The following is a 26,986-nucleotide window of genomic DNA, read 5'->3' as shown; positions in this document are numbered from 1 at the left end:
CGTTGAACGGGGAGTGCTGGGTTGACGTCTGCCGCGATCACCGTGGACGACCCGCAGGGTCGTGCGCGTCAGGCGCTCGGGGTGGCGTTCGGTATCGCGGCTCCGGAGGCGATCGCCCTTCGTGACGGCACCTTCCGGCTGCGGCACTCCCGGGAGCGGTTCGCCCGGAAGATGCTGCGCCGGCTCGAACGCAGGCTGGCCCGCCGCGCGGGTGAGATCACCGACGACCGGCTCATCGCCGAGGCGGTGGCGCTCGTCGGTGCCGAGGTCGATCGCGTTCGCGGTGGGTCCCGCGCGGACGGCGCGACGCGAGCGCTGGACGCACTGCTCGACCTGCCCGGGCTGCCCGAGTCCCAGCGGGCGGAGACGCAGGCGCTGCTCCAGGACGTCCTCGACGGGAACCAGCTCACTACCGACGCCGACCTGCGCCGCCTGACCAACGTCTGCGCCCGCCGCCACTCCCCCGGCCGCCCCCTGGCGGCGGACCTCATCGCCGAGTCGCAGTCCCTGACCCGCGACGCCGAACGCCTCCTGCGAACACCAACGCCGACCGTCCCAGTTGCAAGCAGCCCAGACACCCCGTCGCGCGGATTCTTCCGCCGGCTTGTGCAAGAGAGTCGTACGGCGGCCGACGGATATCGCGAGACGCGTGATCGCCGGGCCGAAGCGCAGTACGAGGAGTTTCGGCAGCTCAGCCGCGAGTGGAGTGAGCGGTCCGGTAGCCGTCCGCTCGAAGACATCGAGCGAGACCTGGAGACCCTGTCGCAGGCGATCCGGCGTAACGGTCATCCCGCGCCGCGCCTTCCGTCGGCTGGGGTGCAGGTGGTTGTCCCTGATGTCCAGCACGGACCGGACGACAGCTTCCGAGCGCACGTACGCCGGCAGATCGCTGACCTCGACTCCGCCGCCGCGGATCAGGCCCACCGTGCCGACGTACGCACTCGTAGCGCAGCGACCGCGGGTGACCAGGCCACCGACCTGTTCGCGGCGGCAGACCGCCAAGCCGCGAGCCAGGATGCGTCCGCCCACGAGCGCGCCCGCCGGATCCGCGCCCAGGGCGTACGCCGGCTGCGCGTCGCCGAACGCCACGCCCAGATCGCGCAGTACTGCACCACCGCCGCCGACCAGGCGCGTGCAGCTGCCGACGCCTACCGAAACCTGCTGGAGTCGGACGACCTGCAGACCGCTACGCAGGCGGCCGCCTCGCAGGTCGAGGCCTACCAGAAGGCGACGGCGGCAACGCTCCCGGCGGAGGGCGTGCTGCACAACGGGCTTCCGTCCGGTCGGCTGCCGCATCTGACCAGGCTGTGCCGGGAGCTCAACCAGGCCCTGGCCGACCGCAAGTCGCCGTACAGCTTCACCCCGGATGTTCTGCATCGGACGCTGCGGGCGGAGAGTCGCCGGATCCTCTCGCCGGACGGCTTCGTGCTGACCATCGGCAACGAGCCCCGCGCCGACGTCGACGGGCTCATCCAGTTCCACCTGAAGCTCGATCCCGGTGAGCTGCAGGAGGTCCTGGACAGTCCGCTCACCATCGACGAGGCCCAGGTCGGGCAGGTGGTCCAGGGCGGGTACAACGTCGCCACCTCGGCGATCCAGACCTCCGGTACGACGCTCGGCGCCGATCTGCGTGTCATGACCGAGGCGCTGCCGGACACCAGCAAGCTCAAGGCGGTCGCGAAGGTCGTCTCGCCCGGCGTGGAGTCAGCGACCGGGCGCGGCCTCACGGTCAGCGGCGGGGCCACGGAGTACGCGCAGAGCGGTGCGGTCGAGGCGCTCCGCGGCGAGATCCTCCGGTACCGGTCGACGCAGCCACGCTGGAGCTGGCGGATCCGTGAGTCGGCGGCCGGCGACTGGTCCCCTGTCCACGTCGTCGACTCCGGCGCTGAGCACGACACCGCCACCCTCGACCTCGGATACATCCACACCTACACAGTGCCGCCGCCGGCCGACCAGACCGACCTCGAGACGCTCGGCCTGTCGGCGGAACGCAGTACGGCGATGCCCGAGCACATGGCGACCCGCGTCGACGGGCTCAATGACCTGTGCGACCGGACGGTGGCGGACCTGCGTCGGCGCCTCGGATCGCTGGACCGCGTCGGCCACGACCGGATCCGCAGCCTGGTCGCCGAGGACGCGATGACCCGGCTGGACGAGACGACCCGGCCCGGCGGTGTCTGGCGACTGATCACGAACGGCGGGCGGCCGGTCGCCTGGGCGCAGTTGGAGACCGTCGCCGAGCTGGAGACCGCGGAGCTGGTCAGTGACAGCTCCCCCGATCACAAGCTCGAGATCTGGCGGGTCGGCAACTCCGGCACGTCCGGTACACAGGGCTTCAGCAACTCCCGCACGCTCAGCGCCACGGCGACGACCGCGTTGTCCGATGTCGGCTCGTCGACCGTCGACGTTGCCCCGGGTGTCCGCGCCGGCCGGAACACCGGTCAGGAGGACACCGCGTCCACTGCCGATCTCGGCAGTCGTTGGAGCACCCAACGAGTAGCGCCGACCGTCGGCGTGAAGCTGCGACTGCGGCACAAGGTCACCGTGCACCGCCTCGACCGCGCAGAGTCGTTCACCACCGAGGGCGAGGGGGACGCGTACCTGCGGATGGCGGAGCGAGACGCCTTCCGGTACGGCCTGCCGGTGCCCGCAGCGGCGCTCGTCCGCGAAGACGGTCGCCTGCGCCGCAGCGCCGACGGCCGGCTGTTGCTGCGCGGAGACCCACACCCGACGGACACCCCGCTCCACCTGCCGGCGTGGCTCGGCAACGGACCAGGCCAGCTGCGTGGCGCGGGGCCTGCGATGATCCGGGAGCTGACCGGAGCGGACGAGGCCCTGCAAGGCTTCCTCGCGCACCTGTCCCGACAGTCGATGGTTCCACCGCTGGCCGACGGCCACCCGTTGCCCCAGGGCCTTGCAGGTGAGGATCCGGCTGTCCTGCTCAGCCGGACGGAGAACTGGGAGCGCGCCTGCCAGCAGCTGGCCAGGCATCGCCTCGAGACCGGGTACGACCATGCGGCGCAGGACCGGTTGACGTTCCAGCTCACCGAGCACCGCACCGGCCACCCGCCTCGGGTCCGGTCCTATCGCATCGCCATCGAACAGCACTTCGATCGTGCGACGCCGATCGGTGTCGCGGACGACGACATGGTCGTCAACGTGGACATCGGCGTGAGTACGTCGGGTCGCTCCAGCAGCCAGTCGCGGAGCCTGCCGTGGTCGGCCAACCTCGGGGTCAGCAACGCTCCGGCGGCTGGGCAGTCGGGCAGTACGCCGCAGGCGCGGGCGTCGGTCGGCCGGTCGTCGATGGGCCGATCCCTCACCTCGTCGTCGAGCCGGGGCGTGTACCGGATGACGGTGTCCGAGTCGAGCGCCCAGGTCGCGGTGTTCGACGTACCGCACACGATCACGATCAGCGAGATCACCGACGACGGCGAGTCGGTGCCGATCGTGACGTCGGAGGGCAGCGCGCGGGTCTGTCTCGACAGCGAGTTCTGCGCCGGGCCTGAGCAGCCGGCGCCCGCCGTACGCGATCGGGTCGATCCGGGTTTGTTGCAGACCGCAACGGTCCAGCATGTCGACGCACGTGATCCGATCGGTCGACTGATCGAGGCCGTGCCGGAGCTCGGGCGGGGCGACAGCTCTGCGCAGCACCACCTCAGCGCTTTCCTCGCGCCGCGGAACCTCATCTCCCGGCCGGAGCTGCTCACCACGGAGTACCGCACCGGTCTGGCTGTCAGCCCGGCGCCCTCCGACGCGCTCGAGGCAATACGACGCCGCGGCCTGAGCCCACGCCGTACTGCGCTCAGCGTCACCACCCGCGTGGAGAACCTCAGGTACGTCGGCAGCGGGCACCCGATCCTCGCCGAGCTCAACGTGACGCTGGCGAGCACCGGCAGTACATCGGGTGTCTCCACCGGCGCAACGGCCGGCGTGAGTGCAGGCACCGGCTCGGTGTCGGCCGACGGGCATGGACACAGCGGATCGATCGGGCTGAACCGGTCGAGCACCGTCTCCTCGTCGGGCTCGGAGACGTCCACCAGCGGCGTCGAGCGGACGCTGATGCGGGACGGGCAGCACTACCAGTTCTGGGGCGACCTGGTCCTGGAAGCTCAGCTCCGGTCCGGCAGTGCCGCGGTTCGCACGATCCCGCTGGACACAGGTGCCGTCGTACTCACACTTCCTGAGGGCGACGCGCTCCGGGCGTACGGGCGGAACGAGCTGGACCTTCCTCTGCACCAGGTGTCGGATGCGGTCGAGCGGTTGCTCGACGACAACCTCGATCTCCCCCGCCGTACGACGACCGCGTTACTGCGTCGGTATCGCCTCGAGAAGGCCGGAGCCGGCGGGCTGGCGGCAACGCACACCGACGAGCGGCTCGCGAAGAAGTTGCGCGAGGCAACGGGTCTCTCGACTCCGCGCGGGACCGGGCTGGACGCCGCGCTCGTGGAGGCGGAGGTCCTGGCGCGGTTGCGGGTCGAGGTGCCGATGCCGCGCAACTACGAGCAGATGCTGGGTGCCGCCCAGGTCGACCGATCGTCGCTGCAGGACAAGGACGGCAACGACAGCGACATGTTCCGCGAGGTCTGCGCCACGGTCGCGGAGCATTCGCCGCAGGCGCTGGACGACGCCGTACTGACCAATGCGTTGCGCGGTGATCTGAGCGGTACGCGATGGCGTAACCAGCTAGACGAGATGCTCGACCCGCGTGGTTTCGTCCGGGAGTTGCCGGTCCGCGACGGTGCCGGCACTCGCAACCTCCGGGTCCGGGTGAAGGTGCGGTTCGTCGGCCCGGTGACCACCGAGGCGGGCGGGACGGAAGGGCAGAGCGGCAACGGGTACGGCCTGCAGCAGCTGTGGAGCCTGCGAGATCGCACCCGGAGCGTGACGGAAGGTACGTCGTACAGCGGTCAGGTCGGTGTCTCGGCCACCGAAGGGGCGTCCGCGACCATCGGGGCCGGCGCGGAGCTCGCTACGTCGACGACGTCGTCGAGCAGCGAGCTGAACACGCGCATCAGCACCGGTCTGTCGCTGTCGACGGTCCGGATCGAGCGCGACTACCAGGTCGTCATCGAGGTCGAGGATTCCGCGGAGCCCGGCGGCCGACCGAGGGCCGTGACTCGACGGGAAGCCTCCGGGCGCATCAGCCTGTCGGTGCCGGCGTCCGTACTCCACTCGGCCCCTGCACAGGACGGTCCAGAGGTCGCCGACCATCGGGCCGTCAGGCTGCCAGACAACTATCTCGTCGACGGCACGCTCCCCCACCAGCCCGATGCGCCGCCCGAGAACGCTCTGTTCGACGCGGCCGTCGCACGTCTCGGCCGACCTGACCTGTTGCGGAGCGCCGGTGTCCGGATGCACCAGACGACACTGGAGTCCTTGCTCGGTGCCGCGAACCGTGCGGTCGCCTTCCAGGAGATGGCCGGCCCTTCGGGACACGAACTCGTCCCGCTGGCGATCCCCGGGCAGACCTCGCGGGTCGTGGTCGTCCGGGTCCGCGCAGAGGTATCCGGTCTGGAGCTGATCTCTGATCCCGACGAGGAATCGACCACCCAACTCGGCGAGAACTCCCGCGAGCTGCGCGTCAGTCAGCTGACCGCGCGCAGCAACCGCCTGCTCCCCGGCTCCCGCTCGCTCGGCGGCACGCTGCCCGGCGGCGCGATCACGGTCGGCCTGAACTCCGGCCGTCGCGTCGGCGAGCAGGACACCGGTACGGTCGGCGCGCGTCACGAGACCGGCGTGTACGAGTCCGGGCAGGTCGTCACGGTCAAGGTCAGCGTCGACTACCACCTCGACTTCGAGCGCCGCCGGATCGACCGCAACCACCGGCCGAAGGTGGAGAAGGCCGACTCGGTGCACCGGGCCGCGTCCGGCGAGGCGTACCTGACGATGTTCCGCCACGAGTACGACGCGATGCGCGCCCGGATGGAGGCCGGCGAGCCCGCGCTCAGCGGCTGGGACCCGGCACAGCAGACCAAGGCCGCCGGGGTCCGAACCGTCGCGCTGCGGGTGAACGCCGACGAGCAGCACCCATACCAGCCGTTGGTCGACGCACTCGGCCAGGCCCGCCGCGACGGCGTGAACGTGCGGCTGACGATCCGCGAGTCGAGCGGCACGCGTCAGGTGTACGTCGCTGGGCCGGACGGCACGCTGACGAGCCGGACCGACGGCGAGTTCGCGGAGGCGTTCGCCACGCTGCACCCGCGACTCGCATTGCTCGCGGAGGGCCGCGTCGATCTCCGTGAACTCCACGCGTCGACGTCGGGCCGGTTCACCGGAGCGGTCGTCGACGCCCTGCAACAGAACGGCATCCCCGCATCAGCGCTGGTCGAGACGGACTCGCGGATGCGCCGTACGCCGACTGCTCACGACACCGACGGCCCACCCGCACGCCGGATGCACGCATCCAACCCCGGGACCGGAATGACGATCGAGTGAACGCCTAGTCCGGCTGGTCCACGTCGATCCGGATCGCGCATGCGTCGACACCGGCCTGCTCGAGCACCTTCTGCTTCGGATCCGGTACGCCGAGGAACGGCGGCCGCACGATCCCGGGCAGATCCTTCAAGCGAGGATCCTCGAGCACGGTGTCGACGGCCCGCCGGTCTCCCCCGCACACCAGTACGTCGAGCCTCGCCGGCGCAAGGATCCGTACGGCGACCTCCGTCGCGGCCGCGAACGCCTCACGGGCCTGGTTGTCCCGCCGGCGCGCGTACCGCTGCTGCGACCAGCCGCCCGCCTTCGTCGTACCCTGCACGTGCCGGGACCCGACCTTCGAGTCGAGAAGCTTGCCCCCGGCAAACACTCCGGCGCCGTACCCGCCGCGACGGACGAGCAGTACGCCGAGCCGCCGCTCGGTCAGCACATGTGCGACGAGCCCCTCGCGTGTCAACACGTCGAGGGGCTCGAAGGGCACGGTGACGACGGCGGTGGAGCCGTCGTCCGCGGACAACGTGACGCTCGTCGGCGTCACGTCGTACCGCACCGTGCCATGGCGTTCACCGAAGCCGTCCAGCCACCTGTCCAGTCGGCTCGGCGCCACCGAAACAATGCGGGTCACACGTTGAAGCCGAGCGCCCGCAGCTGGTCGCGGCCGTCGTCGGTGATCTTCTCCGGGCCCCACGGCGGCATCCAGACCCAGTTGATCCGGAAGTCGTTGACGAGACCGTCCAGCGCCATCCGGGTCTGGTCCTCGATCACGTCGGTCAGCGGACAGGCCGCGGACGTCAGCGTCATGTCGATGATCGCCGTACTGGCGTCGTCGACCGTGATGCCGTAGATCAGGCCCAGGTCGACCACGTTGATGCCGAGCTCGGGATCGACGACATCCTTGAGCGCCTCGGTCACGTCCTCGACCTTGGCCGGCGTGCTGCCGACCGGCGCGGCGGCTGCCTCGAGGTCGACCTCGGGCAGCTCGATCTTCTCGTCGGTCTGGTCAGACATTCTTCACTCCTTCTCCTGCTGCGAGGGCCTGCGCCGTGGCATCGCGCCACGCCGACCAGCCCAGCAACGCGCATTTGACGCGGGCCGGGAACTGCGCGACGCCCGCGAACGCCACACCGTCCTCCAGTACCTCTTCGTCCGGCTCGACATTCCCCCGGCCCTGCATCAGCTCGAGGAACTTCTCGTACGTCGCCATGCCCTCGGACACCGGCTTGCCGATCACCAGGTCCGACATCACCGATGTCGCCGCCTGGCTGATCGAGCAGCCGACGCTGTTGTGCGTGACGCCCTTCACGGTATCGCCGTCGAGCTCGACCCGGAGCGTGACCTCGTCCCCGCAGGACGGGTTCACGTGGTGCACCTCCACGTCGTACGGGTCCGCGAGGCCCGAGTGGTGCGGGCTGCGGTAGTGATCCAGGATGATCTCCTGGTAGAGGTTGTCGAGCTGCATATCAATCCACCTTGAAGTACTTGCGCACGAATCCCAGGCCGTCCACGAGCGCCTCGATCTCCTCGGGCGTCGTGTACAGATAGAAAGACGCTCTGGTCGACGATTGCATTCCGAACCGCTCGTGCACCGGACGCGCGCAGTGATGCCCGGCCCGTACGGCGATGCCACGGGTGTCCAGCACGGTCGACACGTCGTGCGGGTGTACGCCGTCCAGCGCGAAGCTGATCGCACCGCCGTGGTCGGCCGCGTCCGTCGGGCCGAGGACCTTCAGACCGGGAACGGTCTTCAGCCCCTCGAGCGCGTACTCGACGATCGCGTGCTCGTGCGCCGCGATCTTGTCCATGCCGATCCCGGACAGGTAGTCGACAGCCGCACCGAGTCCGACCGCCTGCGCGATCGGCGGCGTGCCGGCCTCGAAGCGTGCCGGCGGAGCGGCGTACGTCGAACCGGTCATCCGGACGATCTCGATCATCTCGCCGCCGCCGAGGAACGGCGGGAGCGAGGCAAGCAGGTCGTACCGGCCCCAGAGCACGCCGATGCCGGTCGGGCCGACCACCTTGTGACCGGTGAAGGCCAGCAGGTCGGCACCGAGCGTCGAGACATCGACCGGGAACTGCGGGACGGCCTGCGACGCGTCGACGACGACCGTCGCGCCGACGGCGTGCGCCTTTGCGGCGATGTCGCTGATCGGGTTGATCGTGCCGAGCGCGTTCGAGACCCAGGTCAGCGCGACGACCTTGGTCTGCTCGGTGAGCAGCTCGTCGATGTTCGACAGGTCGAGCCGGCCGTCCTCGGTCACGCCGAACCACTTCAGCGTCGCGCCGGTCCGCTCGCAGGCGAGCTGCCACGGGACGATGTTGCTGTGGTGCTCCATCTCGGAGATCACCACGACGTCGCCCGGCTTCAGCGACGCGCCGAGCGTGTGCGCGGCGAGGTTGAGCGCCTCGGAGGCGTTCTTGGTGAAGACGATCTCGTCGCGCGACGGCGCGCCGATGAAGGCCGCGACCTTGTCCCGGCCGCCTTCGTACGCCGCGGTGGCCTCGGCGCCGAGCTGGTGCATGGCGCGGGCCACGTTCGCGTTGTGCTTGAGGTAGTGGTCCTCGATCGCCTGCACCACCTGGCGCGGCTTCTGCGACGAGTTCGCCGAGTCCAGGTAGACCAGCGGGAACCCGCCGGCCAACTCGCGCGACAGGATAGGGAAGTCCGCCCGGACCGATTGCAGGTCCAGGGGACTGCTGAACGTCCGGGCGTCGGTCACTTCGCGCCTGCCTTGAGGAACCGCTCGTAGCCGTTGGCCTCGAGCTCTTCGGCCAGCTCCGGGCCACCCTCTTCGGCGACGCGACCGTCGACGAACACGTGCACGAAGTCCGGCTTGATGTAGCGCAGGATCCGCGTGTAGTGGGTGATCAGCAGGACGCCCTTGTCGCCCTGCTCGGCGAACCGGTTCACGCCGGTGGAGACGATCTTCAGCGCGTCGATGTCGAGGCCGGAGTCGGTCTCGTCGAGGATCGCGATCTTCGGGTTCAGCAGCTCCAGCTGGACGATCTCGTGCCGCTTCTTCTCACCGCCGGAGAAGCCCTCGTTGACGTTGCGGGTGCCGAAGTCGGCGTCCATGTCCAGGTCGGCGAGCGCCTTGTTGACGTCCTTGACCCACGTCCGCAGCTTCGGGGCTTCGCCGTCGATCGCGGTCTTCGCGGTCCGGAGGAAGTTCGCCACCGAGACACCGGGCACCTCGACCGGGTACTGCATCGCGAGGAACAGGCCGGCCCGGGCACGCTCGTCCACCTTCATGTCGAGCACGTCTTCGCCGTCCAGCGTGACCGTGCCGCTGGTGATGTTGTACTTCGGGTGCCCGGCGATCGAGTACGCCAGCGTGGACTTGCCGGAGCCGTTCGGGCCCATGATCGCGTGCGTCTGACCGCCGGCGATGGTCAGGTTGACGCCGCGCAGGATCTGCTTCGGGCCGCTCTCGGTGTCGACCGACACGTGCAGGTCGCGGATCTCGAGTGTCGCCATGAGTTTGTCTATCTCCGTCTGTTTACAGGGCCATGTAGTTAAAGGGATGGCTGGTTCAGGGGGTTCTTCACGTCGACGAGTACGTCGTCGCCGTCGAGGCGCACGGGGTAGATCGGCACCGGGTCGTAGGCCGGCAGGCTGGTCGGCTCGCCGGTGCGCAGGTCGAAGCGGGACCCGTGCAGCCAGCACTCGATCTCGCACTCGCCGACGTCACCCTCGGACAGCTGGATCTGCGCGTGCGAGCACTCGTCCCGCACCGCGAAGAACTGTCCTTCGCTCTTCACGACCGCGACCTCCACGCCACCGACCTCGACCGGGATCACTCCCTCGTCGGGTACGTCGGCGGCGGCGCACGCGCGCTCGAAGGTGTCGCTCACTGGCCGGTGACCACCTTGGCAGCTTCGCTCAGCTCGGCGGTGCGGGCCAGCTTCTCCTCGATCACGTCGTGCAGGTGCTCGGTCACCTCGGGGACACCGATCTTGCCGATGATGTCGTTGAAGAAGCCGGACACGACCAGCCGGCGAGCCGCATCCTCGGGGATGCCGCGTGCCTGCAGGTAGAACAGCTGCTCGTCGTCGAACCGGCCGGTCGCCGAGGCGTGCCCCGCGCCCTCGATCTCGCCGGTCTCGATCTCCAGGTTCGGAACCGAGTCGGCGCGGGCCCCGTCGGTCAGGACCAGGTTGCGGTTCAGCTCGAACGTGCTGGTGCCCTCGGCCGCAGCCCTGATCAGCACGTCGCCGATCCAGACCGAGCGGGCGTGGTCGCCGGCCAGAGCGCCCTTGTAGATCACGTTGCTCTTGCAGTTGATCGCCTCGTGGTCGACGAAGAGCCGGTTCTCGTGGTGCTGACCCGACTCCGCGAAGTACACCCCGAGCAGCTCGGCGTCGCCGCCGGGACCGGAGTACCGGACGTTGGTCGCGATCCGGACGATCTTGCCGCCGAGCGTCACGACGACGTGGTGGAGCTTGGCGTCCCGGCCGACCAGCGCGTCGTGCTGGCCGAGGTGGATCGACTCGTGGTCGCCCTGCTGGATCGAGACGACCCGCAGGTCGGCGCCGTCGCCGACGACGATCTCGACGGTGCTGCTCAACTCACCGGCGCCGGAGTGATCGATGATCACGATCGCCTTGCTGTGCCGGCCGGACTCGACGATCAGGTGGCTGAAGCCGCGGGCGCCGAGGCTCGCGACGTTCACGTGCACCGGCTCGGTCAGCTCGGCCTCGACCGGGATCCGGACCGCGAACGCGTCGCCGGCGTGGTTCCAGGCGACGGCCGCGGAGCGGTCCTGGGGCTTACCGACCTTGAGCGAGTCCGCGGCGACGGTCTCGAAGACCACGCCCTCCGGACCGGACGCGTCGACCTTCGGGGTCTCGGTGCCGGCCGCGTCCTCGAACAGGGCCTTGAGCTGCTTGACCGGGGTGAAGCGCCACTCCTCCTCGCGTCCGTTCGGCACCGCGAAGTCGGCCACGTCGTACGACGTCGGCCGCTCGCTGCGGGCCTGGAGCGGGACGGGCGAACCCGGCCCGTGGGAGTGCGCCTTGTTGCCGGTAGCAACAAGGGTGTCAGACGACGACATCAGCCGACGGCCCCTTCCATCTGCAGCTCGATCAAACGGTTCAGTTCCAGCGCGTACTCCATCGGGAGCTCGCGGGCGATCGGCTCGATGAAGCCGCGGACGATCATCGCCATCGCCTCGTCCTCGGCCATACCCCGGCTCATCAGGTAGAAGAGCTGGTCGTCGCTGACCTTGGACACGGTCGCCTCGTGCCCCATCGCCACGTCGTCCTCGCGGACGTCGACGTACGGGTAGGTGTCCGAACGGCTGATGGTGTCGACCAGCAGCGCGTCACAGCGCACCGTGGACTTGCTGTGGTGCGAACCCGGCGCCACCTCGACCAGACCGCGGTACGACGTCCGGCCGCCGCCGCGGGCCACCGACTTCGACACGATCGAGCTCGACGTGTACGGCGCGTTGTGCACCATCTTCGAACCGGCGTCCTGGTGCTGGCCCTCGCCCGCGAACGCGACCGACAGGGTCTCGCCCTTGGCGTGCTCGCCCATCAGGTAGACGGCCGGGTACTTCATCGTCACCTTGGAGCCGATGTTGCCGTCGATCCACTCCATCGTCGCGCCCTCTTCGCAGGTGGCGCGCTTGGTGACCAGGTTGTAGACGTTGTTCGACCAGTTCTGGATCGTCGTGTAGCGGCAGCGGGCGCCCTTCTTCACGATGATCTCGACCACCGCGGAGTGCAGCGAGTCCGACTTGTAGATCGGCGCCGTGCAGCCCTCGACGTAGTGCACGTAGGCATCCTCGTCGACGATGATCAGGGTCCGCTCGAACTGGCCCATGTTCTCGGTGTTGATCCGGAAGTAGGCCTGCAGCGGGATGTCCACCTTGACGCCCTTGGGCACGTAGATGAACGAGCCGCCGGACCAGACCGCGGTGTTCAGCGAGGCGAACTTGTTGTCGCCGACCGGGATCACGGAGCCGAAGTACTCCTTGAAGATCTCCGGGTGCTCCTTCAGGCCGGTGTCGGTGTCGAGGAAGATGACGCCCTGGGCCTCCAGGTCCTCACGGATCTGGTGGTAGACGACCTCCGACTCGTACTGCGCGGCGACGCCGGCGACCAGGCGCTGCTTCTCCGCCTCGGGGATACCGAGCTTGTCGTAGGTGTTCTTGATGTCCTCGGGCAGCTCTTCCCAGCTCGACGCCTGCTTCTCGGTCGAGCGGACGAAGTACTTGATGTTGTCGAAGTCGATCCCGGACAGGTCCGCACCCCACGACGGCATCGGCTTGCGGTCGAAGAGCTTCAGGCCCTTCAGCCGCAGGTCGAGCATCCACTCCGGCTCGTTCTTGAGGGTGGAGATGCCCCGCACCACGTCGGCACTGATGCCCCGCTGGGCGACCGCGCCGGCGGCGTCGGAGTCGGCCCAGCCGTACTGGTAGTTGCCGAGGCCTTCCAGTTCGGGGTGAGCGGTTTGCGTCATCGTGCGGTCCTCGCAGCTTCGCCGTCGGATACAGGGGGCACGGGGCTGGGCCCCGGGATATGCGTCGTACAGACACCGTCGCCGTGGGCGATGGTGGCCAGTCGCTGCACGTGCTTGCCGAGGAGTCTCGAGAACACCTCGGTCTCGGCCTCGCACAGCTGGGGGAACTGCTCGGCCACGTGCGCGACCGGGCAATGGTGCTGGCAGAGCTGCTCTCCGTGCGCGGCCTTCGCCGTGGACGCGGCATAGCCGTCCCCGGTGAGGGCCAGGGCGAGCGCCTCCGCCTTGCTGCTGTCGGGAGCGGCGTCGACCGCCTCCCGGTACCGCTGCTCCACCTCGGCGACGCGGCGCCGGGCGAACTCCGCCACGGCGTCCTCACCGCCGGCCTCGGCGATGAACCGCATCGCGGTCGCCGCCAGGTCGTCGTACGCCTGGTGGAAGGCGTGCCGGCCGGTGTCGGTCAGCACGAAGACCTTCGCGGGGCGGCCGCGGCCGCGCGGGCCGTAGACGCGCTCCTCGCGGGATTCGACCAGGCCCTCGTCGAGGAGGTGGTCGAGGTGCCGCCGGACCGCCGCCGGGGTCAGCTCGAGCCGCTCCGCCAGCACCGCGGCGCTGGACGGACCATTGGTCAGGATCGAACGTGCTACCCGGTCCCGGGTGGACTCGTCCCGCGCGCTACCGGCGCCGTGAGGCACGGCTCCGCTGTTCGCAGGATTTTTCACAACATCAGTGTGGCGTAAATACCGGGGGCCTTCAAATAAGGCTCCCCTAACCGGTTCGGGCGGTCACGCGGGGCACGAGACCGGACCGTGAGCGAGGTCACTCCGGGGCGTTCTCTATGCTGCGGTTTGTGCCAGTTGCGGTTGAGATCGAAGACCTCGTCGTGCGGTACGGCGAGAAGACCGCGGTCGACGGTCTCAGTCTCACCGTAGCCGCCGGCACGGTGACGGCCGTGCTCGGCCCGAACGGCGCCGGCAAGACCACGACCGTGGAGAGCTGTGAGGGGTTCCGCCGGCCCGACTCCGGCCGGGTCCGGGTGCTCGGGCTGGACCCGATCGCGGACCACGACGCGTTGATGCCGCGGATCGGCGTGATGCTCCAGGAGGGCGGCGCCTGGTCCGGCGTCCGCGCCGTCGAGATGCTCAAGTACGTCGCGACGCTGCACACCCACCCGCTCGACATCGCGATGCTGGTGGAGCGCCTCGACCTGGGCAGCTGCGGCCGTACGCCGTACCGCCGGCTGTCAGGTGGTCAGAAGCAGCGGCTGTCGTTCGCGCTGGCGATCGTGGGGCGGCCGGAGATCGCGTTCCTCGACGAGCCGACGACCGGGCTGGACCCGCACGGGCGGCGGGAGATCTGGCAGGTGATCCGCGACCTGCGCGACGACGGCGTGACCGTCGTACTCACCACCCACGCGATGGACGAGGCCGAACAGCTGTCCGACCAGGTCCACGTCGTGTCGGCCGGCAAGGTGATCGCCTCCGGCACCCCCGACGACCTCACCGAGCACCACAAGAAGTCCCTCGAGGACGTCTTCCTCGAACTCACCGCCAAGCCGGAGCGCTCATGAGCACGTACGCACCGCAGCCAGGGAGCGCCCCGTGGCCGCGGAAGGTTCTGGCGCACTCGCGGATGGAGTTCAAGCTGCTCGTCCGCAACGGCGAGCAGTTGCTGCTGGCGCTCGTGATCCCGCTCGGCATCCTGCTACTCCTCGGCGCCACCGGCCTGGGCGACCGTCTGCCGCTCGGCGACGGCCGGGCGATCGACCAGGCCGTCCCTCGCGTTCTCGCCCTGGCCATCCTGTCCTCGTCGTTCACCTCGCTCGCCATCGCGACCGGTTTCGAGCGGCGTTACGGCGTGATCAAACGACTCGGCGCCTCGCCGCTGTCCCGCACCGGCCTGCTGGCCGGCAAGATCGGCGCCGTCCTGATCGTCCAGGTGATCCAGCTCGCAGTTCTGATGGGCACCGGACTCGCGCTGGGCTGGAAGCCGGTCGGCGGAGCCCAGGCTGTGATCGGCGTCATCCTCACTGTCCTGTGCGGCACCGCGGCCTTCGCATCACTCGGTCTGCTGATGGCCGGCGTACTGCGTGCAGAGGCCACGCTCGCCGCCGCGAACCTGCTGTATCTGTTGCTGTTGGTCGGCGGGGCGATCATGACGCCCGTCGACGAATACCCGTCCGGGATGCAGAGCGTCGTACGCCTGCTACCCAGTGCCGCCCTGGCCAACGGGCTGGCGAACTCGACCGTCGAAGGAGTGATCCCGTGGGCTGCCGCGCTGTCGCTCGCCCTGTGGGCCGGGGTGCTCGGCTACCTGGTGTCCCGAACGTTCCGCTGGGACTGAGCTTTAGAGTGTCCCGGTGATGACGACGGAGCCCCCGCCTCGAGAAGCCGAACAAGTCAGCCGTTTCTGGCGACTCGTGCCCGAGCCGAGCCTGGACGTGGTCCGCCGCTGGGGCTGGGCCTCGATCGTGGTGAACATCGGCATCGTGGTGACCGGCGGACTGGTCCGTCTGACCGGATCGGGCCTCGGCTGCCCGACCTGGCCGTCATGTACGGACGATTCGTACGTGCCGCACGCCGCGCTCGGCTATCACGGTGCGATCGAGTTCACGAACCGGATGCTCGGGTTCGTGGTCGGAGTGGTCGCGATCTGCACCTGGCTGGTCGTGATGCGCTACCGCCCGGTCCGCCACGACCTGCGCCGGCTCGCGACGGCGGCCGCCCTCGGCGTACCGCTACAGGCGGTCATCGGCGGTATCAGCGTGCTCACCGGCCTCAACCCGTGGATCGTGTCGGCGCACTTCCTGGTCTCGCCGATCATCATCACGCTGACGGTGTCGATGATGCGCCGGTCGCGCACCAGCCCGTACCCGCACACTCCCCCGGTGGTTCGCGCGCTCGCGACCGCCAGTGTGGTGGCGGTCTGGCTGACCGTTGCCCTCGGCACCATTGTCACCGGCGCCGGTCCGCACTCGGGTGATCCGGAGACCGGGCGCAACGGCTTCGACCCCGAGCTGGTCAGTCAGCTGCACGCGGACGTCGTGTTCGGGCTGCTCGGCATCACGATCGCGTTGGTGATCGCGACCCGGGTCACCGCGACCTCGCGTACGTTGCGCAAGCTGGCCGCCTGGCTGCTGGCCGTCGAGGTGCTGCAGGGCGCCGTCGGCTTCACGCAGTACTTCACAGGGCTGCCGTGGGGTGTCGTGCTCGTGCATATGTTCCTGGCCGGGTTGCTGATCGCGCTCGTCACGGCCGTGTACGGCGAGCGCGGGACGCCCGCGACCTGAAACGGGCGTCCCGCCGTACCTCGATCGATCTCAGTAACGCACCTTGTAGACGGCGCCCGGGCCGAAGACCGGTGCGGAGACGAACAGCTCGCCCCACCGGTTGAAGCCCGCTCCGCCCGGGAGCGTCAGCTGATCCTTCACCAGTTCCCGGACGTACCCGCCGCGGTGGTTCTTGCCCGGGTACAGCAGGAACAGCCCGCCGTGCGTCGGGCCGGTCAGCTCGAACCGCAACCAACTGGCCTTGTCGAGTTCGACGACCGCGAGCGTGCCGTGCGGACCGCCGGCCAGGTCGACGATCGACGTGAAGCCGTCGGCGTACCGCTGGCAGTTGCCCTTGTTCGGCTTGACCGGGTCACACACCGCGCCCACCGAGCCCGGCCTGATCCGCCAGATCTCCGACGTCCCCGGCGTTGCCGGGAAGCCACGGAGCTCACCGACGTACCAGTAACCGTCCGAGCCCACCGTGACCGACGTGGCCACTGCTTCGGCGACGAACGGCGTACCGGCCGGCGGAGCCTCGTCACCGAGACCGGCGGGCACCTTGACCGTGCGTGGCTTCAGCCGCGCGACCGTCTTGACGTGACCGTTCGGCCACACCCTCAGCAGATCGTTGTTCGCGGCATCGGACACCAGCACCGTGCCGTCGCTCAGGGCCGCGACGCCGAACGGGTTGGACTCCGTCGGTGAGTCGGCCTGGTTGTACGGGTCCGGGTCGTGCGCCTGGTACGCCGCGATGTCCGCGACCTTGATCGGCGCCTTCCCGTACCGCATCCGGTACAGCGTCGAACTGCCCGGCACCGGCGGTTGTCCCGGTTCGCCGCCCGCACCGGTCAGTGCGTACGTCGTACCCCACTTGTTCGTGTCGATCGCCGGCGGGAACCCGCCCGTGCCCGGCACCTTGCCGAGCTTCACGCTCTTGTGTCCGTCGGTCACATACACCGAACCGTCGGTAACGCTGTAGATGACGAGGTTCTTGTACGTCGAGACGCCGCGCGGACCGTTCAAACCCGTTGCCACCGGCTTCAAACTGCTGCTGTGACCACCGGCGTCGGCCTGCCCGGCAACCAGCAACGAGCCGGCCAGTGCTAGTGCGGCGAGTGCCGCAACACGTGTTCGTACCCCCATACGAATCCCCCTGCCACTGTGTCTCCCCAGGCGTGGAAACGCCTCCACAGACCGGACCATCGCAACACGTGGTCACGATCTGGTCAAGGCGCTGCCCTAGTGCAGCAGCGGGTCGACGGCCGCTGCGATGAACAGCAACGCCAGGTAGATATTCGAGAAGTGGAAGAGCCGCATCGGCCGCAGGGCCGCGCCTTCCGCACCGGTGTGGGCCCGGAGCAACAATCGGCGGGCCTCGCGGAGGAAGACGAAGCCGAGCACGATCGAGGCCAGCGGATACACGTACCCGGTGTCCGCGACCGGCCAGAGCGCGATCGACGTGATCACCATGACAACGGAGTACGCCATGATCTGCCGCGCGGTCGCGACCGGGGTGGCGACTACCGGCAGCATCGGCACGTCCACGGATGCGTAGTCCTCGCGGTAGCGCATCGCGAGCGACCAGGTGTGCGGCGGCGTCCAGAAGAACACCACCAGGAACAGCACGACCGGGGTCCAGGCCAGTTTGCCGGTGACCGCGGTCCAGCCGATCAGGGTCGGGAAGCAACCGGCGATACCGCCCCAGACGATGTTCTGCACGGTCCGGCGCTTCAGCACCATCGTGTAGCCGAAGACGTAGAACAGGTTCGCCGCGAGCGCGAGGCCGGACGACAGCCAGTTCACGAAGAAGCCGAGCTCCAGCGTGGCGAGCACGCCGAGCACGACGCCGAAGACCGTCGCCGAGCGCGGGCTGACAGCGTGCCGCGGCAACGGGCGGCGCCGGGTCCGGCGCATCTGCTCGTCGATGTCGCGGTCGAGCACGCAGTTGATCGTGTTCGCGCTGCCGGAAGCGAGGATGCCGCCGATCAGGGTGGCCACCACGATCTCGAGCCCGGGCACTCCCCCGGCGGCCAGGAACATCACCGGCACGGTGGTGATCAGCAGCAACTCGATGATGCGCGGCTTGGTCAGACCGACGTACGCCTTCACCACGTCGCGCACCGTCGGACTCGCTGTTGCAGCTGACACAGCAGGAGCGTCCGGCAGCGGCGTCGGGTACGACGTCGTCGCGGCGGGACGCGGGTCGACGGCCGTCACGAACACCTCGAACAAAGTGGGTTGACGCCGGACTTCCGGCGCTGACGATTCAGCAGTCTACGACGCCCCGTAGGAGGGTTCTCGCACCCCCCTCCGATCCGGTGCGCCGGTCCGGGAACAGGAGACGTCGCCAGCTGGTTGACAAGCAGTTGAGCACTGTGCAGCGGACAGCCTTCATCACAGTAGGCTCTGCGTGAGATACCTAGAAGATGACCATCGAGAGGAGCGCCGTCGGCGTGACGGAGAAGACCAGCCCCAAGCTTGAATGGACCGACCTCGACCAGCGCGCGGTCGACACCGTCAGGGTGCTCGCGATGGACGCGGTGGAGAAGGTCGGCAACGGCCACCCCGGTACGGCGATGAGCCTCGCGCCGGCGGCGTACCTGCTGTTCCAGAAGGTGATGCGGCACAACCCGGCCGACCCGCACTGGGCGGCTCGCGACCGGTTCGTGCTGTCCGCGGGGCACTCCAGCCTGACGCTGTACATCCAGCTCTACCTGGCCGGGTTCGGCCTCGAGCTGGACGACCTGAAGGCGCTCCGGACCTGGGGCAGCAGGACCCCGGGCCACCCGGAGTACCGGCACACCCCCGGCGTCGAGACCACCACCGGCCCGCTCGGTCAGGGCGTCGGCAACGCGGTCGGTATGGCGATGGCGGCCCGCCGCGAGCGCGGCCTGCTCGACCCGGACGCGCCGAAGGGCGAGGGTCTGTTCGATCACAACATCTACGTGATCGCGTCCGACGGTGACCTGGAGGAGGGCGTCTCGTCCGAGGCGTCGTCGCTGGCCGGTCACCAGCAGCTCGGCAACCTGACGGTCATCTACGACGCGAACAAGATCTCGATCGAGGACAACACCGACATCGCGTTCTCGGAGGACGTCGCGGCCCGCTACGCGGCGTACGGCTGGCACGTCCAGGACGTCGACTGGACCCAGGGCGGTACGGGCTACCACGAGGACGTCCAGGCGCTGTACGACGCGCTCGAGGCGGCCCGGGCGGTCACCGACAAGCCGAGCTTCATCCGGCTGCACACGATCATCGGCTGGCCGGCGCCGAACAAGCAGAACACCGGCAAGATCCACGGCTCGGCGCTCGGCGCCGACGAGGTGGCCGCGACCAAGAAGGTCCTCGGCTGGGACCCGGAGCAGTCGTTCCAGGTCGCCGACGACGTACTTGCGCACACGCGCGAGGCGCTGGACCGCGGTAAGGCCCTCGAGGCCGAGTGGAGCGGCAGGTTCGACGAGTGGAAGGCCGCGAACCCCGACGGCGCCGCGCTCCTCGACCGGCTGTCGAAGCGCGAGCTTCCGGCCGGCTGGAAGGACGCGCTGCCGAGCTGGGACGCCGACGCCAAGGGTGTCGCGACCCGCGCCGCCTCCGGTGACGTGCTGACGAACCTGGCGCCGGAGCTGCCCGAGCTGTGGGGCGGTTCGGCCGACCTGGCCGGCTCGAACAACACCACCCCGAAGGGCCAGCCGTCCTTCATCCCGGCGGAGTTCGCCACCAAGGAGTTCCAGGGCAACGAGTACGGCCGGGTGCTGCACTTCGGCATCCGCGAGCACGCCATGGGCTCGGTGATGAACGGCATCGCCCTGCACGGCCTGACCCGCCCGTACGGCGGTACGTTCCTGGTCTTCTCCGACTACATGCGCCCGGCGGTCCGGCTGGCCGCGCTGATGAAGCTGCCGGTCACCTACGTCTGGACGCACGACTCGATCGGCCTCGGCGAGGACGGTCCGACGCACCAGCCGATCGAGCACCTGTCGGCACTGCGGGCGATCCCGGGCCTGGACGTCGTCCGTCCCGGTGACGCGAACGAGACGGCGGCCGCGTGGGCCACGATCCTCGAGCACACCGACCGCCCGGCCGGCCTCGTGCTGACCCGGCAGAACGTGCCGACGTTCCCCCGCGGGACGGACGGATACGCCACCACGGAGAACGTCCACAAGGGCGCGTACGTGCTGCTCGACACGGACGGCACGCCGGATGTCGTGCTGATCGGCACCGGCTCCGAGGTCCAGCTCGCGGTCGAGGCGCGGGCCAAGCTGGCCGAGGAAGGCGTCAACGCCCGCGTGGTCTCGATGGTCTCGCGCGAGTGGTTCGACGAGCAGGACGACGCGTACCGCGAGTCGGTCATCCCGGCCGACGTCCGCGCCCGGGTCTCGGTCGAGGCCGGGATCGCGCAGAGCTGGCACGACATCGTCGGCGACTCCGGCCGCAGCGTGAGCCTGGAGCACTACGGCGCCTCGGCGGCGTACCAGACGCTGTACGACGAGTTCGGCATCACCGCCGACGCGGTCGTCCAGGCCGCCAAGGACAGCATCGCCGCGGCTGCCCAGATCAGCGGACCGGGCGTGCCGCCCGGCCGCGCCGCCGCCGGACCGGTCGGACCGGCCGACGCCAACTGAAGACACCCACACCAGAACACTTCGGAAGAAGGCATCGGACACATGAACGATCGCTTGAAAGCACTCGCCGACGCGGGTGTCTCCATCTGGCTCGACGACCTGTCCCGCGAGCGGCTGACCAGCGGCAGCCTGCAGGCGCTGATCGAGGACAAGCACGTGGTCGGTGTGACCACGAACCCGACCATCTTCGCCAAGGCCATCTCGGACGCCGACGCGTACGCCGAGAAGGTCGCCCACCTGGCCTCCCAGGGCGTCTCGACCGACGAGGCGATCCGGGTCATCACCACCGACGACGTCCGGGACGCCGCCGACGTCTTCAAGCCGGCGTACGACGACTCCGAGGGCCAGGACGGCCGGGTGTCGATCGAGGTCGAGCCGACGCTGGCGCACGACACCGCGAAGACCGTCGAGCAGGCCAAGCTGCTGTGGGACATCGTCGGCCGCGAGAACGTCTTCGTGAAGATCCCCGCCACCAAGGAGGGTCTGCCGGCGATCACCCAGACGCTGGCCGCCGGGATCAGCGTGAACGTGACGCTGATCTTCTCCCTCGACCGCTACAAGGCGGTCGCGGCCGCGTTCCTCGCCGGCCTCGAGCAGGCCGTCGACAACGGCCACGACGTGACCAAGATGGCCAGCGTCGCGTCGTTCTTCGTCAGCCGGGTGGACACCGAGGTGGACAAGCGGCTGGACGCGATCGGCTCCGACGAGGCGAAGGCGCTGAAGGGCAAGGCCGGGATCGCCAACGCCCGGCTCGCCTTCGAGGCGTACGAGGAGATCTTCGACACCGACCGCTGGCGTGAGCTCGAGACCGCCGGCGCCAAGCCGCAGCGGCCGCTGTGGGCCTCCACCGGCACCAAGGACCCGTCGTACTCCCCCACGCTGTACGTCGACAACCTGGTCACGAACGGCGTCGTGAACACGATGCCTGAGGCAACGATCAAGGCGGCCGAGGAGCACAGCTCGTTCTCCGGCGACACGGTCCGCGGCGACTACGCCGGCGACCGCAAGGTGATCGACGACCTGGAGAAGCTGGGCATCTCGTACGACGAGGTCGTGCAGCTGCTCGAGGACGAGGGCGTGGCCAAGTTCGACGCCTCCTGGTCCGAGCTGCAGGACACTGTCACGGCGGCCCTGAAGGGCGCGGCCAAGTGAGTGCTCCGAAGGTCAGCACGCAGAACGGCGACTGGGCCGAGGTCGTCGACAAGCTGGTCGCCGAGAAGATCGCGTCCCGGATCGCCGCGAAGGACGCGACGATCTGGGGCCCGGACGCCGAGCACGAAGCGTCGATCCGGCTCGGCTGGGTCGACCTGCACGACACTTCGCGGCCGCTGCTGGCCGAGATCGAGGCCCTGCAGGCCGACCTGCGGTCCGAGGGCCTGGACCGGATCGTCCTGTCCGGCATGGGCGGTTCGTCGCTGGCGCCCGAGGTCATTACGCGTACGGCGGGCGTCGAGCTCGTCGTACTGGATTCGACCGACCCGAGCGTGGTCGCGCGGGCGCTGGCCGGTGACCTCTCGAAGACCGTGATCGTCGTGTCCAGCAAGTCCGGCGGGACGGTCGAGACGGACAGCCACCGGCGTACGTTCATCAAGGCGTTCCAGGACGTGGGCATCGACGCCGCGTCGCGGGTCGTCGTGGTGACGGACCCGGGTTCGCCGTTCGAGAAGCTCTCGGCGGACGAGGGCTACCGCAAGACGTTCCTGGCCGACCCGAACGTGGGCGGCCGGTACAGCGCGCTCACGGCCTTCGGCCTGGTGCCGTCCGGTCTGGCCGGCGCCGACATCGCCGAGCTGCTCGACCAGGCAGCCGAGGCGGCGCCGGAGCTGCAGGCGGACTCGACCGACAACCCGGCGCTCTGGCTGGGCGCTGTGCTCGCGGCTAGCGAGGGCCGGGACAAGGCGATCATCACCGCCGACGGGTCCGACATCGTCGGATTCCCGGACTGGGCCGAGCAGCTGATCGCTGAGAGCACCGGCAAGCTCGGCACCGGCGTACTTCCGGTGGCGGTCGAGGTCGGCGCGCCGGAGCTGCGCAGCGAGGCGGCTGACCTGACGAACGCGTTGCTGGCCGAGAAGGCGACGAGCGGCGTGCCGACGGCACTGACCTCGGGCTCACTCGGCGGGCAGATGTTGCTCTGGGAGACGGCGACGGCGGTGGCGGGCTACCTGCTCGGCATCAACCCGTTCGACCAGCCCGATGTGGAGAGCGCGAAGAAGGCGGCGCGCGGTCTGCTCGACGCTCAGCCGAAGCCGGAGGCGGCCGCCTTCACCGAGGGCGCTGTCGAGGTTCGTGGCTCCGAGGGTCTGCTGGACGGCGTGGACTCGCTGCAGGGCGCGGTCGACGCGCTGCTCGGCAAGCTCGACGCGAAGGGGTACGTCGCGGTCATGGCGTACCTGGACTCCGAGCGGGACGCCGACCTGTTCGGCGTACGGCCGGCGCTGGCGACCAAGACCGGCCGTCCGGTGACCTTCGGGTGGGGTCCGCGGTTCCTGCACTCGACCGGTCAGTACCACAAGGGCGGACACCCGGAGGGCGTGTACCTGCAGATCACCGGGGCACACGCGACGGACGTGGAGATCCCGGATCGGCCGTTCAGTTTCGGTACGTTGATCACGGCGCAGGCCGCCGGCGACGCCGGAGTACTGGCGGAGCGCGGGCGTCCGGTCCTGCGTCTGCACCTGACCGACGTGGCGAACGGCGTACAGCAGCTCCTGTCGTTGTTCGGCAACTAAAGCACGGGGAGGAAGCGGGCAATGACCGCTGAGCTCGACGAAGGGCCGGGCGACATCACGCCGCACCGGAACCCGCTGCGGGATCCGCAGGACCGGCGGCTGCCGCGGATCGCGGGGCCGTGCAGCCTGGTGATCTTCGGGGTCACCGGCGACCTGGCCCGCAAGAAGCTGATGCCGGCGGTCTACGACCTGGCGAACCGGGGGCTGCTGCCCCCCGGTTTCGCCCTGGTCGGGTTCGCGCGCCGTGACTACACCAACCAGGACTTCGCCCAGATCGTGCACGACTCGGTGAAGGAGCACGCCCGGACGCCGTTCCGCGAGGAGGTCTGGCAGCAGCTCTCCGAGGGTTTCCGGTTCGTGCCGGGTGACCTGACCGACGACGTGGCGTTCGAGCGGCTGCGCGAGACGGTCGACGAGTTGGACGTCACCCGCGGTACGGGCGGTAACCACGCGTTCTACCTGTCGATCCCGCCGGGGCTGTTCCCGGAGGTCGTGCGGCAGCTGTCCGAGCACGGATTGACCGACGAGAAGCCCGGCTCGTGGCGGCGGGTCGTGATCGAGAAGCCGTTCGGCCACGACCTGAAGAGCGCCCGCGAGCTGAACCGTGTGGTCGAGTCCGTGTTCCCGCCCGAGGCGGTCTTCCGGATCGACCACTACCTCGGCAAGGAGACGGTCCAGAACATCCTGGCGCTGCGGTTCGCCAACGAGATGTTCGAGCCGATCTGGAACAGCAACTACGTCGACCACGTGCAGATCACGATGGCCGAGGACATCGGCATCGGCGGCCGCGCCGGGTACTACGACGGCATCGGCGCCGCCCGTGACGTGATCCAGAACCACCTGCTCCAGCTGCTCGCGCTGGTCGCGATGGAGGAGCCGGTCAGCTTCGACGCCTGGTCGCTGCGCCAGGAGAAGAAGAAGGTCCTGGCCGCGGTGCAACTGCCGGAGCGCCTGGACCAGCACAGCGCCCGCGGTCAGTACGCGGCCGGCTGGGCCGGTGGCACGAAGGTCAAGGGATACCTCCAGGAGGACGGCATCCCAGCTTCGTCAGCGACCGAGACGTTCGCCGCCCTGCGCGTCGACGTCGACACGCGCCGCTGGGCAGGCGTGCCGTTCTACCTGCGGACCGGCAAGCGACTCGGGCGCCGGGTGACCGAGGTCGCCGTGATGTTCAAGCGCGCGCCGCACCTGCCGTTCACCAAGACCGAGACCGAAGAGCTCGGCCAGAACGCACTGGTACTGCGGATCCAGCCGGACGAGGGCATCACCATCCGCTTCGGCGCCAAGGTGCCCGGGACGACGATGGAGATCCGCGACGTCAACATGGACTTCCAGTACGGCGGTTCGTTCACCGAGTCCTCCCCCGAGGCATACGAGCGACTGATCCTCGACGTGCTGCTCGGTGATCCGCCGCTGTTCCCGCAGCACACCGAGGTGGAGCTCGGCTGGAAGATCCTCGACCCGGTGCTCGACTACTGGGCCAGGCACGGCAAGCCGGAGCAGTACCCCTCCGGCCACTGGGGCCCGGACTCGGCGCACGAGATGCTCGCCCGCGACGGGCGTGCTTGGAGGCGGCCATGATCATCGACCTGACCGACACGACGTCGAGCGAGATCGCCTCGGCGCTGCTCAAGGCCCGCCGGCACGCGGGATCGCCGGCCATGGGCATGGTCGGCACGATCGTGGTCGTCGTCGACGAGGCGTCCCACCACGACGCGATGAAGGCCGCGAACGAGGCCGGTCGCGAACACCCGTCCCGCGTCCTGGTCGCGATCCTGCGGCCCGGCCGCGGCGCGACGGGGCTGGACGCGGAAGTGCGCGTCGGCGAGGGCATCCCCGGCGAGGCCGTGCTGCTGCGGCTGCACGGTGAGCTGGCGAAGGTGCCGGAGTCAGTCATCACGCCGCTGCTCCTGCCCGACTCCCCTGTCATCGTCTGGTGGCCGGGCGGCGGGCCGAAGGTTCCGGCCGACGACCCGCTGGGCCGGCTCGGTCGGCGTCGCGTGACGGACGCTGCTTCGACGCGGCGGGCTTCGATCGACTTCAGTGCGCGGGCCGAGGGCTACAAGCCCGGCGACACCGACTTCGCGTGGACACGGTTGACGCCGTGGCGTGCGCTGATGGCTGCGGCCCTGGATCAGTACCCGACGAAGGTGACCGGGGCCGAGGTTGCGGCCGCCAAGGGGAACCCGAGCGCGGACCTGATGGCTGCGTGGTTGCAGTCGCGGCTCAAGGTGCCGGTGGAGCAGCGGAATTCGCGCGGGCCGGGCGTGACCGCCGTGCGGCTGTTCACGCCGTCCGGGCCGATCGCGTTGACGCGGCCTGACGGCTCGGTGGCGACGTTCAGCGTGCCGGGTCAGCCGGATCGCCCGGTGGCGCTGAAGCGGCGTACGACGTCCGAGCTGCTGAGCGAGGAGCTGCGGCGACTCGACCCTGACGACGTGTACGCGAAGACGCTGGCGTGCATGGTCGAGCGGGACCAGATGCCGGCGGCCGAGAAGAAGGTCGACGCGACGGCGCGGAAGTCGGCGGCGGCGAGCGTGAGCGCGGCGGGCAAGAAGGTGGTCGCGGCACAGAAGAAGCCGGACTCCGCGAAGAAGGCCGCGGCCAAGAAGACGGTTGCCAAGAAGACAGCTGCGCGGAAGTCTGCAGCCAAGAAGACGAGTGCCAGGAAGACTGTGGCCAAGAAGGTTGCCGGGAGCAAGCGGGTGGCGAAGCGATGACGATCGATCCTGAGCTGCTGATCCATTCCGATGCCGAGGACCTGGCGTTCTCGGTGGCCGAGCGGTTGATCACGGCGATCGCCGACGCGCAGAGCACCGGTGGGGTCGCGCAGGTCGTCCTCACCGGCGGCCGGGTGGCCGCTGTCGTCTACCGCGCTGTCGCGGGTTCGCCGGCGCGGGTCGAGGTCGACTGGCAGCGGGTCGAGTTCTGGTGGGGCGACGAGCGCTTCCTGCCCGACGGCGACCCCGAGCGCAACGAGACCCAGGCGCGGGACGCTCTGCTGTCCGAGCTGGACGTCGACCCGGCGCGGGTACACCCGATGCCGGCCGACGCCGGGCAAGGCGCCGAGGTAGCGGCAGCGGCGTACGCCTCCGAGCTCGAGGCGGCCGGTTCGCCGACGTTCGACGTACTGATGCTCGGGGTCGGACCGGACGGGCATGTGGCGTCGTTGTTCCCGGGGTATCCGCAGCTCACGGTCGTGGACGTGGCGGCGGTCGCGGTGCACGACTCCCCCAAGCCGCCTCCGACCCGCATCTCGCTGACTGTGCCGCTGCTCGACCGGGCGCGCGAGGTCTGGTTCGTGGTGTCCGGCGAGGACAAGGCCGACGCGGTCGCAACGGCTCTGGCCGAAGGCGACGTCCCCGCCGCCCACCCGAAGGGCCAGAACCGCACCCTCTGGCTCCTGGACGAAGCTGCGGCCTCGAAGCTGTCGTAGTTCGGCGGGCGCCGAAGCGTCGGAGTG

The 26,986-nt window shown here is 69.5% G+C and carries 21 protein-coding genes; 10 read left to right on the top strand and 11 right to left on the bottom strand.

The features are described 5' to 3' along the window. The first annotated feature begins 21 nt into the window (after positions 1–21). The gene (locus ACQPYH_RS19255) at positions 22–6,438 is read left to right on the top strand and encodes a hypothetical protein (RefSeq protein ID WP_432893129.1); all 6,417 of its coding nucleotides are present in this window, start codon (positions 22–24) and stop codon (positions 6,436–6,438) included. A gap of 4 nt (positions 6,439–6,442) precedes the next feature. Here ACQPYH_RS19255 and ACQPYH_RS19250 read toward each other — a convergent pair whose 3' ends face one another. From ACQPYH_RS19250 to ACQPYH_RS19210, 9 genes are read right to left on the bottom strand one after another with little or no spacing between them, the layout of a single operon-like run. Beyond that, positions 6,443–7,060, bottom strand: a complete 618-nt coding sequence (locus ACQPYH_RS19250; protein ID WP_432893128.1) for an acVLRF1 family peptidyl-tRNA hydrolase — start codon at positions 7,058–7,060, stop codon at positions 6,443–6,445. Beyond that, a complete protein-coding gene (locus ACQPYH_RS19245) occupies positions 7,057–7,443 on the bottom strand; it encodes a metal-sulfur cluster assembly factor (protein WP_432893126.1) in 387 nt (128 codons plus the stop codon). Before ACQPYH_RS19245 ends, ACQPYH_RS19250 begins: the two co-directional genes overlap by 4 nt. Next, the gene (gene sufU / locus ACQPYH_RS19240) at positions 7,436–7,894 is read right to left on the bottom strand and encodes a Fe-S cluster assembly sulfur transfer protein SufU (protein ID WP_432893124.1); all 459 of its coding nucleotides are present in this window, start codon (positions 7,892–7,894) and stop codon (positions 7,436–7,438) included. Before sufU ends, ACQPYH_RS19245 begins: the two co-directional genes overlap by 8 nt. Position 7,895: 1 nt before the next feature. Beyond that, on the bottom strand, positions 7,896–9,152 hold the full coding sequence (locus ACQPYH_RS19235) for a cysteine desulfurase (protein ID WP_432893122.1): 1,257 nt from the start codon (positions 9,150–9,152) through the stop codon (positions 7,896–7,898). Next, positions 9,149–9,910: a Fe-S cluster assembly ATPase SufC gene (gene sufC, locus ACQPYH_RS19230; protein ID WP_432893120.1), complete on the bottom strand. Its 762-nt coding sequence runs from the start codon at positions 9,908–9,910 to the stop codon at positions 9,149–9,151. The genes ACQPYH_RS19235 and sufC overlap by 4 nt, the downstream gene beginning before the upstream one ends. Before the next feature lie 38 nt (positions 9,911–9,948). Beyond that, entirely contained in the window at positions 9,949–10,287 is a 339-nt protein-coding gene (locus ACQPYH_RS19225; protein ID WP_432893118.1) for a non-heme iron oxygenase ferredoxin subunit, read from the bottom strand. Beyond that, positions 10,284–11,486: a Fe-S cluster assembly protein SufD gene (gene sufD / locus ACQPYH_RS19220; protein WP_432893116.1), complete on the bottom strand. Its 1,203-nt coding sequence runs from the start codon at positions 11,484–11,486 to the stop codon at positions 10,284–10,286. Before sufD ends, ACQPYH_RS19225 begins: the two co-directional genes overlap by 4 nt. Further along, positions 11,486–12,898, bottom strand: coding sequence for a Fe-S cluster assembly protein SufB (gene sufB, locus ACQPYH_RS19215; protein ID WP_432893115.1), 1,413 nt, complete (start codon positions 12,896–12,898; stop codon positions 11,486–11,488). Before sufB ends, sufD begins: the two co-directional genes overlap by 1 nt. Further along, positions 12,895–13,620: a helix-turn-helix transcriptional regulator gene (locus tag ACQPYH_RS19210; RefSeq protein WP_432893114.1), complete on the bottom strand. Its 726-nt coding sequence runs from the start codon at positions 13,618–13,620 to the stop codon at positions 12,895–12,897. The genes sufB and ACQPYH_RS19210 overlap by 4 nt, the downstream gene beginning before the upstream one ends. A gap of 128 nt (positions 13,621–13,748) precedes the next feature. On the opposite strand from ACQPYH_RS19210, the gene ACQPYH_RS19205 reads away from it, so the two are divergent. From ACQPYH_RS19205 to ACQPYH_RS19195, 3 genes are read left to right on the top strand one after another with little or no spacing between them, the layout of a single operon-like run. After that, on the top strand, positions 13,749–14,468 hold the full coding sequence (locus ACQPYH_RS19205) for an ABC transporter ATP-binding protein (RefSeq protein WP_432893112.1): 720 nt from the start codon (positions 13,749–13,751) through the stop codon (positions 14,466–14,468). Continuing rightward, complete coding sequence (locus ACQPYH_RS19200; RefSeq protein WP_432893110.1) at positions 14,465–15,241, top strand: ABC transporter permease; 777 nt, start codon at positions 14,465–14,467, stop codon at positions 15,239–15,241. The genes ACQPYH_RS19205 and ACQPYH_RS19200 overlap by 4 nt, the downstream gene beginning before the upstream one ends. A gap of 19 nt (positions 15,242–15,260) precedes the next feature. Next, the gene (locus ACQPYH_RS19195; RefSeq protein WP_432893108.1) at positions 15,261–16,187 is read left to right on the top strand and encodes a COX15/CtaA family protein; all 927 of its coding nucleotides are present in this window, start codon (positions 15,261–15,263) and stop codon (positions 16,185–16,187) included. Positions 16,188–16,217: 30 nt separating this feature from the next. Here ACQPYH_RS19195 and ACQPYH_RS19190 read toward each other — a convergent pair whose 3' ends face one another. Next, complete coding sequence (locus tag ACQPYH_RS19190; RefSeq protein WP_432893106.1) at positions 16,218–17,312, bottom strand: ScyD/ScyE family protein; 1,095 nt, start codon at positions 17,310–17,312, stop codon at positions 16,218–16,220. A 96-nt stretch (positions 17,313–17,408) separates the two neighbouring features. Then, the gene (locus tag ACQPYH_RS19185; protein ID WP_432894431.1) at positions 17,409–18,386 is read right to left on the bottom strand and encodes a heme o synthase; all 978 of its coding nucleotides are present in this window, start codon (positions 18,384–18,386) and stop codon (positions 17,409–17,411) included. Between the two features lie 209 nt (positions 18,387–18,595). Here ACQPYH_RS19185 and tkt point away from each other — a divergent pair, with 209 nt between their 5' ends. The 6 genes from tkt to pgl are packed head-to-tail and all read left to right on the top strand — an operon-like array spanning position 18,596 to position 26,959. Then, the gene (tkt, locus tag ACQPYH_RS19180) at positions 18,596–20,791 is read left to right on the top strand and encodes a transketolase (RefSeq protein WP_432893105.1); all 2,196 of its coding nucleotides are present in this window, start codon (positions 18,596–18,598) and stop codon (positions 20,789–20,791) included. Between the two features lie 42 nt (positions 20,792–20,833). Beyond that, positions 20,834–21,943 (top strand): transaldolase, encoded by a 1,110-nt coding sequence (gene tal, locus ACQPYH_RS19175; RefSeq protein ID WP_432893103.1) that lies wholly within the window; start codon positions 20,834–20,836, stop codon positions 21,941–21,943. After that, the gene (locus ACQPYH_RS19170) at positions 21,940–23,523 is read left to right on the top strand and encodes a glucose-6-phosphate isomerase (protein WP_432893101.1); all 1,584 of its coding nucleotides are present in this window, start codon (positions 21,940–21,942) and stop codon (positions 23,521–23,523) included. The genes tal and ACQPYH_RS19170 overlap by 4 nt, the downstream gene beginning before the upstream one ends. A gap of 21 nt (positions 23,524–23,544) precedes the next feature. Next, entirely contained in the window at positions 23,545–25,104 is a 1,560-nt protein-coding gene (gene zwf, locus ACQPYH_RS19165) for a glucose-6-phosphate dehydrogenase (protein ID WP_432893100.1), read from the top strand. Then, positions 25,101–26,243, top strand: coding sequence for a glucose-6-phosphate dehydrogenase assembly protein OpcA (locus tag ACQPYH_RS19160; RefSeq protein WP_432893098.1), 1,143 nt, complete (start codon positions 25,101–25,103; stop codon positions 26,241–26,243). Before zwf ends, ACQPYH_RS19160 begins: the two co-directional genes overlap by 4 nt. Then, positions 26,240–26,959 carry a 6-phosphogluconolactonase gene (pgl, locus tag ACQPYH_RS19155; RefSeq protein ID WP_432893097.1) on the top strand — a complete coding sequence of 240 codons (720 nt, stop codon included), beginning with the start codon at positions 26,240–26,242 and terminating at the stop codon, positions 26,957–26,959. Before ACQPYH_RS19160 ends, pgl begins: the two co-directional genes overlap by 4 nt. The last annotated feature ends 27 nt before the right edge of the window (positions 26,960–26,986 follow it).

The sequence above is a fragment of the Kribbella sp. CA-245084 genome, assembly GCF_050942355.1.
Classification (GTDB): Bacteria; Actinomycetota; Actinomycetes; order Propionibacteriales; family Kribbellaceae; genus Kribbella.
The sequence above is the reverse complement of the archived record's forward strand: the minus strand, read 5'-3'. Positions and strand labels throughout refer to the sequence as shown.